The following is an 11,571-nucleotide window of genomic DNA, read 5'->3' as shown; positions in this document are numbered from 1 at the left end:
TTCGTAAATGGTGGGTCGCACTTCCATTTTACCAAGAAACGATTTCTTTTTGTTATTTCTTTAGACAAAAACGGGGCTAGCCCTCAGGTCAATGAATTGACCTTATGGGACAGCCCCTTTTGTGCGTTCGGGGAACTTTAGGATTGACGTAGTCCTCCTTCCCAAAGTCCCCGGGCGACGTTCCTCTCCCGACTGGGAGAGTGTCTAACCCTTTTGATCGAAGCAATCAACGATGTGGGACCCGGCCTTTAGAGGTAGGGTTAGACGCCGACCGGGATGAACAGCTTCGAAGCTTACTCATCCCGGTGCGGAATGGACATCGTTACTCACTATCTGTGGTAATACGATGCTTCTTTGGATTCTAGGCGGAGGACGCCGTCTTTGCGTTGTTTGCGGAAAGAAAGGGAAAGCAGTAAACGTGGCGCGAGAAGCCAAGTATGCCAACAGACCAAGCTAATCATCAGCGCCGGGGTTGCCCAAGGGTACATGACGCCGATGACGCAGATGCCAAGCCAGAAGAGATGCCGATGCACGCGGCGGAAGAGCTGAAGCGCTATATCGTTGGCCGGCTTGAAACCGATCCAAGGCGGGTTGATGCGCCAGATCCACTTTCGATCCGCCGCTTCATCCACCTGAATGAAGGTTACTAATAAGATGAGAATATGCAGCAGCTGCACGGCCGCAAAGCCGAACAACCATGCGAACAAGCCGTTCATGCCAAAGACAAGCATTTGGAAACCAAGAAATATGGCGGCAATAATCAAATGGCTGATGATAAGCTCGGGCCGAACGACGACCCTTTTGACGAGTTGATATTGATAGATGGTGGCATTGTTTTGATCGGATAATGATCGTTTCATAGGATGTTTTCCTTCTTCCCGCTAATGTAGGCCAGGCCAGATGGACAAGCTGCGGACCAGGCGACATGATTAACAACGGCTGTCTTCCATACATTTATCGGCATCTATAATGCGGATCTGTACGATAAATTTGAGCCGATCGGCACCATTCGCCCATAAGCTGCATAGGATATATAAATATTTGAAATTCGTTATGAAACAAGAATAATTCAATAGATTTTGTGACATAATAATAGGTATAGATGATGGCGATAGAAAGCGGGGATTTGGAATGAACGAAATTCGCGATCACCATTGCATTATTTGCGGGACGCCAAAGGCTGAGGGTGAGGGCATCCGAATCGTTTCCGGCTTCATATGCGAGTCCTGCGAGACCGAGATGGTTCAAACCGACGTTCAAGACGCGAAATATCCTTTTTTCATTCATCAGATGAAACAATTATTCGTGGAAAAAAACGCTTAAGCGGCTGCTAGTTCAAGAGCTGCTTTTTCTTTTTTTGCATCCGCGTTTACGGAAGACAGCTCCTTTCGCTACAATGTAGGCAGGCATAAAGTAACAGATGTGATTGCCGGAGAGGAATCGACAGACGATGAAACAACTATATGCGCCTATATATGAAGCATTAATGAAACACGCAAAGGTCAATCCGATTAGTTTTCACGTTCCGGGACACCAAAACGGCAAAGCATGGGAGGAAATCAGTCTTCCGTTACATCTATTCGATGATATGAAAAATAGGTTTGCGTCTATAATGGAAATCGATTTGACGGAATTATCCTCTACGGATGACCTCCATCATCCTGAAGCTTCCATTAATGATGCTCAATCACTTGCAGCCCGATGTTTTGGGGCAGATGAAACTTATTTTCTCGTGGGAGGAAGCACGTCGGGCAATTTGGCCATGCTCCTTGCCGTATGCGATCCTGGCGATATCGTCATCGTTCAGCGTAATGTACACAAGTCAGTCATTAACGGACTGCGGATGGCGGGAGCCAGTGCCGTGTTTTTATCTCCGCAAGTGGATTCGCGGACAGGCCTTGCCGACGTTCCTTCGGTGATTCAGGTTAAGGAGGCGCTTGAACGATATCCGGATGCCAAAGCCGTTTTCTTGTCTAATCCCAATTACTACGGAATCGGGATGGAGTTAACCAAGTACGTAGAGGTCGTCCATCGCTATGGAATTCCACTCTTGGTAGATGAGGCGCATGGAGCGCATTACGGACAACATCCCGAACTTCCTCGATCCGCAATGATGGCTGGCGCGGATGCAGCCGTGCAATCGACGCATAAGACGCTACCGGCGCTTACGATGGGAGCGATGCTGCATGTGCGGGGAGATCTTATTGACCGCGAACGATTAAAGCAAGCGCTGGCCATGGTTCAGAGCTCTAGCCCTTCGTTTCCGTTATTAGCATCACTCGATATTTCCCGAGCAATGATTGATTCGCTGAAGGATCTTCTTTTTCAGCAGGCACTGGAGCATGCTCGATCATTCCGGATGTGGTTGAAAGAAAGCGGCTTGATGATCGGGGCTATAGAAGCAGAAAAAATCGAAATTGATAGCTGGAGCGGAGTTCGTCAATCCGATCCGCTTCGCATGGTGCTCTACGATCAGACAGGCAGCTTATCCGGTCATCAACTACACAAGCTGTTGGAGGAGCAAGGATGCTGGGCCGAAATGTCGGATCCTGTCTATGTTGTTCTACTTATAGGGATCGGTACACGCCATGAACATATCGAGCGGCTAAAGTCGGCTATTATGAACGTTCACGCCGAACGATTAGGCATGGGACAGGATCTGACAACGGATGTCCGTACTGTCCATCGGAATCCGTCGAATGGCGTAGAGGACGAGCTTGGCGAGCCGATTGTTTTCGGAGGAGGCTGGTTTAGCAAGCAGGCGAGCATGCGAGTTCCGCTCCATGAGGCGATCGGGTACCGGGCGGCTGAAATGGTCGTACCTTACCCTCCGGGCATCCCACTTCTGTACCAGGGCGAGAAAATAACGGCCGGTGTCGTAGCGAGGCTGGAGAGACTCGCAGCAGCGGGAGCGAAATTCCAGGGCGCGCAAGATTCCCGAATGGCCACGATTGCTGTCTATAACGACCGAAGTTAGCGCAATAGGCTCGAAGCAGTGCGGGTTTCTCCGAATTTCGTTGTGGTGTCACGTTCGCTTTGTTACAATAAAAAAGAGTACAAGTCGCGACAGGTTAGGGGAAACGGCAAGTTGAACAAAGGAATTTTCATTACGATAGAAGGCGGAGAGGGCTCCGGGAAAACAACGCTTATTCAGCGTCTCGCGCATGCGCTCGGGCAGAAGGGTTTGGCCGTGATGACGACCAGGGAGCCGGGCGGCATACCGATCGCGGAGCAGATCCGTACGGTGATCCTCGATCCTTTACATACGGCCATGGATGCAAGAACCGAAGCGTTGCTATATGCGGCCTCGCGAAGACAGCATCTCGTAGAGAAGGTTTTGCCGGCGCTTGAGCAGGGCGGAATCGTCATCTGCGATCGATTCGTCGACAGCAGCCTGGCCTATCAAGGCCATGCGAGAGGTCTTGGGATGGACGAAGTATGGGAGATCAACCGGTTCGCCATACAGGATACGATGCCGGATCTGACCCTCTATTTGGATGTGACGCCCGAAGTCGGATTGGCGAGGATTGCGGCGGCATCGGATAGAGAGATTAATCGTCTCGATCTCGAGCGTCATTCATTCCATGAACGCGTAAGAGAAGGCTACATGACGTTGTTGGAGCGATTCCCCGAACGGATCGTACGCTTGAACGCCGACGAGCATCCTGACGATGTTTTCGAGGAAGCCTTGATGGTCCTTGAAAGTCGAACTCCAATCAAGTTCAAAAAGTCCGGTTTTCAGCACCGAGAAGGTTGAAAGAAGCTAGGAAATGAGGAGCGGAGCGTAGTGGAACTACGTGAGCACCTGAAATGTTTACGGAGTAAACATGCTTCGGAAGCATATGCTTGGTTCCGGCTGAATTCAAGATTCGATGTCGACTATGCTTTCTCGAATGCTTCGTGATCAAAAGCGGTCTTTTTGAACTACCTTTCAAAGGATTTTGTGTAACCGATGTAAAACGTTAATGAATATGATGGTATGTGTAATTACCTAATTTAATCTTACCGAGGAGGAATGAGGATGAAATTAGTCATCGCGGTCATTCAGGATAAGGATAGCAACCGATTGTCGAATGCTCTGGTACGCGAAGGTTTTCGCGCGACGAAGCTCGCAAGTACGGGAGGTTTCCTGCGTGCCGGGAATACGACGTTCATGATCGGGATTGAGGATGAACGTGTGCACGAGGTTCTCCAAGTGATCAGCGCGAACTGCAAGGTTCGCGATCAATTGGTAACGCCTGTATCTCCGATGGGTGGCTCGACGGATTCCTACATTCCGTTCCCCGTTGAAGTTCAGATTGGCGGGGCAGCGGTATTCGTCGTACCTGTCGAACGTTTCGAACACTTCTAATTCTGATTGGGTGTGACATAGATGAGAGTTGATCAAAGCTGGCGGCCGTTAGGCCAGAACCGCGCTAGCGGCGACGCCGCGGGGAGGCCGATCCAACCGATCAGCTTCGCGGATGTCATGGTGCAGCAAGACGCCGAACGTACGAACGAACAGCTGCAGCAGAAGCTTCAAGATATTCATCGCCAGGGCGATCGGCTCGCCAAGCTGATGACGGTACGCGAACTAAAGCTATACCGTACCATGGTGAAGAAGTTCCTCGAAGATACGGTTAAACGTGGCGTCGGACTGAAGGAAGTGAGAGGCTTCGACCGCAGGGGTCGCGTGAAGCGGTATAAGCTGCTCGACGAGATCGACGCGACGCTCGTGTCGATGGCGGAGGAACTGCTCGACAGCGAGCAGGGAAGGCTTGAGCTGCTGAATAAGATCGGCGAGATCCGCGGCATTTTGATCAACTTATTGTTCTAATTGACAGTCTGCTAGGAAAGGTAAGGAATGAAGTATGAGTCTTGAACGGCTGGAGCAAGCAGAAGGCCAGTGGAAGGCGCAGCGCATCCTGAAGCATGCGCTGCAGAGCGGCCGAATCTCCCACGCTTATTTGTTCAACGGACCTTCGGGCACGGGAAGAATGGCAACGGCGCAAGCATTCGCGAAGGCGTTGTTCTGTTCGTCGGACGGCTGGGATGCTTGCGGACATTGTCTGGAATGCCGGAAATTCGAGCATGGCAATCAGACGGCGCTCCTCACGATCGCGCCAGATGGACAGAGCATCAAGATCGATCAGATCAGAGAACTGCAGAGAAACTTGTCGTATCGGGGAACCCAGACGCAGCGGACGGTCTACTTGATCGAGAGGGCCGAGACGATGACGCTGCAGGCTGCCAACAGTCTTCTGAAGTTTCTGGAGGAGCCGGTATCGCCGATCGTGGCGATTCTGATTACGGACAACGGACAAGCTGTCTTGCCGACGATTCGCTCGAGAACGCAGTGGGTACCTTTCTTGCCGGTCTCTCCGGATATGATGCTGCAGAAGCTCGTCGACGAAGGGGCGTCCCCAATACTTGCCAGAGCGGCGGTTCACCTGACTTCAGGGCTCGACGGAGCTAGGCAAATTCTCCAGCAGAATGGGTTTGCAGAAATCAGAAACCTAGTGATACAATTAGGCAAGGAGAGTTTGTCCCGATTCACCGCGGCGATGATCACTGCCCAGCAGCAGCTTTTCAAGACGGACTTAAGCGCCGGGATGGACGTGCTGCTTTCGTTACTAACGCTTTGGTTTAAAGATTTGACACAGTTCCAAGCCGGAAGGCAGGACAAGATTGTTTTTATAGATCAGTTGGATTGGATAAGCAGTCATGCTTATGATCGTTCTTTCGCGGGATGGGTGTCCTGCATGGAGCATATTTTGGAAGCGGGTAAGCGCATTCGGGCTAACGTAGCGCCCCAGCTTGCATTTGAGCAATTATTGGTAAACTTACAGGAGGGCTAATCCTTGTATAATGTCGTCGGTGTCCGCTTCAAGAAAGCGGGCAAGATCTATTACTTTGATCCGGTCGAACATCCCGTGGATAAGGAACAACATGTTATTGTTGAGACGGCACGCGGAATCGAATACGGTAAAGTGGTGGTGGGACAGAAGCAAGTCGGTGAATCGGATGTTGTTCTCCCGCTCAAGAAGGTCATTCGTATCGCCAGCGATTCCGACGCGCAAATCGTCGAAGAGAACCGCGCGGCGGCGAAAAATGCGTTTTCGACCTGTCTTGAAAAGATTAAAACCCATCAGCTTCGAATGAAGCTGGTTGATGTCGAATTTACGTTCGACCGTAATAAAATCATCTTTTATTTCACGGCTGAAGGCCGCGTCGATTTCCGCGAATTGGTGAAGGATCTTGCAAGCGTGTTCCGGACCCGAATCGAGCTTAGACAGATCGGCGTAAGGGATGAAGCAAAGATGCTTGGCGGCATCGGGCCGTGCGGAAGGGTGTTATGTTGCTCCTCTTGGCTAGGGGACTTCGAGCCGGTGTCCATTAAGATGGCTAAGGATCAGAACCTGTCGCTGAATCCGACCAAGATTTCCGGCTTGTGCGGACGGTTGATGTGCTGCTTGAAGTACGAGCATGACAATTACGAGAGCATTCGCGAAGAATTGCCTGCCATCGGCAAAATCGTCGTGACCTCTTATGGTGAAGGCAAGGTTACGGGCATCAATGCGTCTACGAAGAGCGTGTACGTATCGTTGTTCGACGTGCCGGGCAAACCAAAGGAACTGCCGCTTGATGATGTTGTCGTGAAGTAGACGGCGGCGTTACAATCTGACAGGCGAGATTTACTCGCGCTTGAAGCTCTGGGGTGGGGACTTGGAGAAGAAAGATATATTCATACAGATGGATGAGTTAGATAACCAGGTAGGGAAGTTCCATGCCGATTTCAGCGCTCTGAAGCAACGGGTGAAAGAGCTGTTGGAGGAGAACAACCGTCTGAGTATGGAGAACCATCAGCTTCGGCAGGTGCTGAAACGCGAGACTGCGCCGGATCGGGAGAACGCTCCCGTGGCGGCAGCGACCGTGAAGGAACAACCGGACGGGGTGGAATCCCATTATGACGAGGGTGAAACCGAGCATGACGATGCCGGCGCAGCGGTAGGGGAAGGACATGATAACCTGACCCGGCTCTACCACGAAGGGTTCCACATTTGCAATGTCTACTACGGTCATCTGCGCACCGAAGGGGATTGCCTGTTCTGCCTGTCTTTCCTAAATAAATAACGATGTACGTATCGACGGGCCGTCCTTACCGAAGGGGACGGTCATTTTTTCATAACAAGGAGCAAAAAAAGATGACGCAATCGCAATCTCAACCGAATTCGCAGCCGCAACGTTCGGAAGCCGTCTTGCTTGCCGGCGAACGCATCGATGATTTATTAACCGATACCGGGCTTACGATCATCCAAAGTCGCGAAGTATTCAGCTTCTCACTGGATGCCGTCCTGCTGTCCAGATTCGCCAACATTCCGAAGCGCGGGAGAATTGCAGATCTATGCTCCGGCAACGGAGTCATACCGATTCTGATGTCGGCAAGGACCGAAGCGAAGATGGATGCCATCGAAATTCAACCGAGGCTAGCCGACATGGCAAGGCGCAGCGTGGCAATGAATGGGCTCGAGGAGCAGATTCAAGTTATTCAAGCAGATCTTAGGGAATATGCCAAAACCGCAGGTAACGGAGTCTATGATGCGATCACGGTGAATCCGCCTTATATGCCCGTTACGTCCGGAGACCAGAACATCAATGAGCACTATGCGATCGCGAGGCATGAGGTTCATTGCACGATTGAAGATATCGCAAGCGCTTGCTGCAGATTGCTGCGGCCAGGCGGCAAGCTGTCCATGGTACATCGGCCATCCCGTCTTCTGGATATCGTGGAGACGATGCGTCGATGGAAGCTGGAGCCGAAGCGCATTCAATTCGTTCATCCGAATGCGAAGGCCGAAGCGAACATGATATTAATAGAAGCAACGCGTGACGGGAAACCTGACATTAGGCTGCTCCCGCCTATTATGGTCTACAATGACGAAGGGGTCCAAATCGTATGAACAGACAAAAGAGCTACTCCGACTTAAGCGCATCTTCATCCGGCAAAACGGTACCCGGTTGTCTCTATCTGGTTGGGACGCCGATCGGCAATTTGGAGGATATGACGATGAGGGCGATCCGAACGCTCAAGGAAGTAGACCTGATCGCGGCAGAGGATACCCGCCAGACGAGAAAGCTGCTTACGCATTTCGAAATTCATACGCGGCTCGTCAGCTATCATGAACATAATAAGGAAGCGAGCGGACCGGAGCTTATCCGCCTTCTGCTCGAAGGGCAATCGATTGCGCTCGTCAGCGATGCCGGCTTGCCGGCGATTTCCGATCCGGGAGCGGATCTGGTAAGAGAGGCGGCTCAGCACGATATCTCGGTCATCCCGATTCCGGGCGCGAATGCGGCCCTGTCGGCGCTTATCATGTCCGGCTTGCCGACCGAGCGATTCTTATTCGCGGGATTCCCGCCGCGGGAAAAAAAATCGCTGCTCAAGTGGCTGGACGAGCTGTCGGCTCTTCAGGCGACGCTGATTTTCTACGAATCGCCTCATCGGATCAAGAAGACGCTGGATGGAATGGCACAGACGCTTGGGGATCGCAGGATCGCAGTCATCCGCGAACTAACGAAGAGACATGAAGAGGCGCTGAGGGGGACGGTCTCGGAGTGCATCGCTTGGTTCGAAGAACATCAGCCGCTCGGCGAGTTTTGTATCGTTGCGGAAGGAGTAAGCGAAGCGGAAGCGGGAGCGGGAGCTGACCCATCGGCAGGCGCCTGGTGGTCTGAGCTTGAGCTGGAGGCGCATGTGGCCCATTACGAAGCAACGATGAACCGCAAGGATGCGATTAAGCAGGTGGCGACGGATCGCGGGTTGCCGAAGCGGGATGTATATAATGAAGTGAACCGCTGACTTTGTGCACAAAAAAAAGACCTTCCTGGCCGGGTTCTAGCGCAGGAAGGCATCAAGGAGTATAAAAAGGTTAGAATTAACATGTGGATATAATGATTATAACCGATTTTTTTTATTTTGTCACAGGAGAAGGCATTTCTGATAAACAAATATGGCAAACAATTTTTCCTTTGAAGTAGGAAACGTTCTCCGCGTTGCCGCAGAAGATGCATGCAGGCTCGTATTTCTTCAGCATGATGCGTTCGCCGTCTACATAAATCTCGAGAGCGTCCTTTTCTCCAATGCCGAGCGTACGGCGCAATTCAATCGGAATAACAACGCGTCCAAGCTCATCTACTTTACGTACGATACCGGTTGATTTCATCATCATCCATCAATCCTCTCAATAATGTATTCGTCAATGTTCGACAATATTTTATGAATTCATGTTACTATAATACCAACTCTTCCCATAACAGTCAACATGGAATATCGACAGAGACCTCGGTGTTATAAGGAAATTACCATCTATAGGAGCTATTAGTCTATGTAATAGAATACAACAGCTTCGACAAATTGGAAACTAGAATACGACATCTTTCGACATTAAACGCGCATTGTGTGTCGAATTTATGAACAGAAGGAGATGAGAGAATGAATGGTCAATTATCGGAAGAGAAGGTGTTCAAGGATCCCGTCCATCATTATGTGTACGTGCAGGATGAGACGATCTGGAATTTGATCAATACGAAAGAATTCCAGCGATTGCGTCGAATCCGCCAGCTTGGGACAACCTACTTAACGTTCCACGGAGCCGAACATAGCCGGTTCTCGCATTCGCTTGGCGTATACGAAATTACGCGGCGGATTATTTCGCAATTCGAACGCAACGGTTATCCCGATTGGCCGAAGGAAGAAAGGCTTGTATCCTTGTGCGCCGCTCTGCTCCATGACGTTGGCCACGGACCGTTCTCCCATTCGCTGGAGGAAATATTCGACACGGATCACGAAGAATGGACATGCAGCATTCTCTTAGGCGATACGGAGATTAATGCCGTGCTTCGTTCGGTTTCTGAAGCGTTCCCGTCTCAAGTCGCGGCCGTCATCCAAAAAAAATACCCGAAGCCGATCGTGGTCAGTCTCATCTCCAGTCAGATGGACGCCGACCGGATGGATTATCTGCTTCGCGACGCGTATTTCACGGGAGTCAACTACGGTACGTTCGACCTAGAAAGGATTCTTCGCGTTTTGCGTCCTTATAAAGGAAGAATCGTCGTGAAGGACAGCGGCATGCATGCCGTCGAGCATTATTTGATGTCTCGTTACCAAATGTACTGGCAAATTTATTTCCATCCCGTCACCCGAAGCTCGGAGATTATATTGAGACAAATATTCCGGAGAGCCCAGCAATTGAATGCCGAAGGATACGCCTTCCGCTGGATGACGCGTCCGATTCAGCAGCTCCTCGACAACACGCTGAGTCTGCAGGATTATTTGAAGCTGGACGAAGCGCTCGCCCAGACGGCGTTCTCCGAGTGGGAGGACGAAGCCGACTCGCTGCTGAGCGACCTGTGCAATCGATTCCTGAACAGGAGGCTATATAAATATGTAACCATCGAGCAGCCGGATGAAACGCTGCTGGGCGAAGTAGCCGGCGCGCTCGAAGCGATCGGGCTCGATCCGGAGTATCACATGGAGATCGACTATCCGTTCGACCTCCCGTACGACGTATACCGGCCCGATCAGAAGCAAGGGGAAAAACGAGAAAAAGCGCCGATTTTGTTGCTGGACAAACATGATGAAATCAGCGAGATTTCTTTGAAATCCGACATCGTTCGTTCCATTACAGGCTTGCATCAAGGCCAATACCATCTGTATTATCCGGAAGAGCCGCTGCGTGCAAACAAAAATCTGCTTACGGAGCGAATGAAGCAGTTATTCCAACTAGACTGAAGGAGAATTTGCTAATGTTATTCGACACACATACCCATTTGGACGCCAGACAATTTGACGAGGATCGCGAGCAGGTCATCGACAGGGCTCGCGCGGCGGGCGTAGGCCTGATGGTCAACATCGGCTGCGATAGGAGGACGATTCCTTCTACGATCGAGCTGGCCGAACGGTATTCGTTCATCTATGCCGCCATCGGCTGGCATCCGGTGGACAGCATAGACATGAAGCCGGAGGATCTGGAATGGATCGAGCGGCTGTCCAGCCACAAGAAAGTGGTAGCCATCGGCGAGATCGGCCTCGATTACCATTGGGACACGTCGCCGAAGGATGTCCAGCATCGCGTATTCCGAGAGCAGATCCGGCTGGCACGGAAGGTGAAGAAGCCGATCGTGATCCATAACCGGGATGCGCACGAGGATGTCGTACGGATTCTGAAAGAGGAGAACGCGCAGGAGATCGGAGGAGTCATGCACTGCTATTCCGGCAGATGGGAAACGGCAAAACAATGTCTCGATATGAACTTCTATATTTCGTTCGGAGGACCGGTGACGTTCAAAAATGCGAGGGTGCCGAAAGAGGTACTCGAGAAGGTTCCGATGGACCGATTATTGATCGAGACCGACTCCCCGTATTTAACTCCACATCCAAATAGAGGAAAGAGAAATGAGTCCGCATACGTTGCGTTAGTCGCTCAGTCGGCAGCCGAAATTAAGGGCGTTTCGGTGGAGGAATTGGCTCAAATTACGACTGAAAACGGTAAAATTTGTTTTGGAATCGAATGAAAGGCAGTATAAGAACGA

The 11,571-nt window shown here is 51.1% G+C and carries 14 protein-coding genes; 12 read left to right on the top strand and 2 right to left on the bottom strand.

The features are described 5' to 3' along the window. Window positions 1-329 precede the first annotated feature (329 nt). Window positions 330-860, bottom strand: a complete 531-nt coding sequence (locus tag RB620_RS15220; protein ID WP_308095633.1) for a transposase — start codon at window positions 858-860, stop codon at window positions 330-332. A 271-nt stretch (window positions 861-1,131) separates the two neighbouring features. Here RB620_RS15220 and RB620_RS15215 point away from each other — a divergent pair, with 271 nt between their 5' ends. From RB620_RS15215 to rsmI, 10 genes are all read left to right on the top strand, one after another. Further along, window positions 1,132-1,323: a sigma factor G inhibitor Gin gene (locus RB620_RS15215; protein ID WP_308095631.1), complete on the top strand. Its 192-nt coding sequence runs from the start codon at window positions 1,132-1,134 to the stop codon at window positions 1,321-1,323. 127 nt (window positions 1,324-1,450) lie between these two features. Next, on the top strand, window positions 1,451-2,977 hold the full coding sequence (locus RB620_RS15210; RefSeq protein WP_308095630.1) for an aminotransferase class I/II-fold pyridoxal phosphate-dependent enzyme: 1,527 nt from the start codon (window positions 1,451-1,453) through the stop codon (window positions 2,975-2,977). A 111-nt stretch (window positions 2,978-3,088) separates the two neighbouring features. After that, window positions 3,089-3,757, top strand: a complete 669-nt coding sequence (tmk, locus tag RB620_RS15205; RefSeq protein WP_308095628.1) for a dTMP kinase — start codon at window positions 3,089-3,091, stop codon at window positions 3,755-3,757. 264 nt (window positions 3,758-4,021) lie between these two features. Next, on the top strand, window positions 4,022-4,351 hold the full coding sequence (locus RB620_RS15200) for a cyclic-di-AMP receptor (protein WP_257451399.1): 330 nt from the start codon (window positions 4,022-4,024) through the stop codon (window positions 4,349-4,351). 21 nt (window positions 4,352-4,372) lie between these two features. Further along, the gene (locus tag RB620_RS15195) at window positions 4,373-4,816 is read left to right on the top strand and encodes a YaaR family protein (protein WP_308095626.1); all 444 of its coding nucleotides are present in this window, start codon (window positions 4,373-4,375) and stop codon (window positions 4,814-4,816) included. A gap of 34 nt (window positions 4,817-4,850) precedes the next feature. Further along, window positions 4,851-5,837 carry a DNA polymerase III subunit delta' gene (gene holB, locus RB620_RS15190; protein ID WP_308095625.1) on the top strand — a complete coding sequence of 329 codons (987 nt, stop codon included), beginning with the start codon at window positions 4,851-4,853 and terminating at the stop codon, window positions 5,835-5,837. Window positions 5,838-5,840: 3 nt separating this feature from the next. Further along, a complete protein-coding gene (locus RB620_RS15185) occupies window positions 5,841-6,644 on the top strand; it encodes a PSP1 domain-containing protein (RefSeq protein ID WP_308095623.1) in 804 nt (267 codons plus the stop codon). A gap of 61 nt (window positions 6,645-6,705) precedes the next feature. Continuing rightward, window positions 6,706-7,113 (top strand): initiation-control protein YabA, encoded by a 408-nt coding sequence (locus RB620_RS15180; protein ID WP_308095622.1) that lies wholly within the window; start codon window positions 6,706-6,708, stop codon window positions 7,111-7,113. A gap of 71 nt (window positions 7,114-7,184) precedes the next feature. Beyond that, window positions 7,185-7,940, top strand: coding sequence for a tRNA1(Val) (adenine(37)-N6)-methyltransferase (locus RB620_RS15175; RefSeq protein ID WP_308095620.1), 756 nt, complete (start codon window positions 7,185-7,187; stop codon window positions 7,938-7,940). After that, on the top strand, window positions 7,937-8,839 hold the full coding sequence (rsmI, locus tag RB620_RS15170; RefSeq protein ID WP_308095619.1) for a 16S rRNA (cytidine(1402)-2'-O)-methyltransferase: 903 nt from the start codon (window positions 7,937-7,939) through the stop codon (window positions 8,837-8,839). Before RB620_RS15175 ends, rsmI begins: the two co-directional genes overlap by 4 nt. Before the next feature lie 112 nt (window positions 8,840-8,951). On the opposite strand, the gene RB620_RS15165 is transcribed toward rsmI, so the two are convergent. Then, window positions 8,952-9,206 (bottom strand): AbrB/MazE/SpoVT family DNA-binding domain-containing protein, encoded by a 255-nt coding sequence (locus tag RB620_RS15165; protein WP_012772023.1) that lies wholly within the window; start codon window positions 9,204-9,206, stop codon window positions 8,952-8,954. 266 nt (window positions 9,207-9,472) lie between these two features. Here RB620_RS15165 and RB620_RS15160 point away from each other — a divergent pair, with 266 nt between their 5' ends. Together RB620_RS15160 and RB620_RS15155 are read left to right on the top strand one after the other, a co-directional pair. Continuing rightward, a complete protein-coding gene (locus RB620_RS15160; RefSeq protein ID WP_308095617.1) occupies window positions 9,473-10,771 on the top strand; it encodes an HD domain-containing protein in 1,299 nt (432 codons plus the stop codon). Window positions 10,772-10,785: 14 nt separating this feature from the next. Continuing rightward, the gene (locus RB620_RS15155; RefSeq protein ID WP_308095615.1) at window positions 10,786-11,553 is read left to right on the top strand and encodes a TatD family hydrolase; all 768 of its coding nucleotides are present in this window, start codon (window positions 10,786-10,788) and stop codon (window positions 11,551-11,553) included. Window positions 11,554-11,571 lie beyond the last annotated feature (18 nt).

Source organism: Paenibacillus sp. LHD-117 (assembly GCF_030929555.1).
Classification (GTDB): Bacteria; Bacillota; Bacilli; order Paenibacillales; family Paenibacillaceae; genus Pristimantibacillus.
The sequence above is the reverse complement of the archived record's forward strand: the minus strand, read 5'-3'. Positions and strand labels throughout refer to the sequence as shown.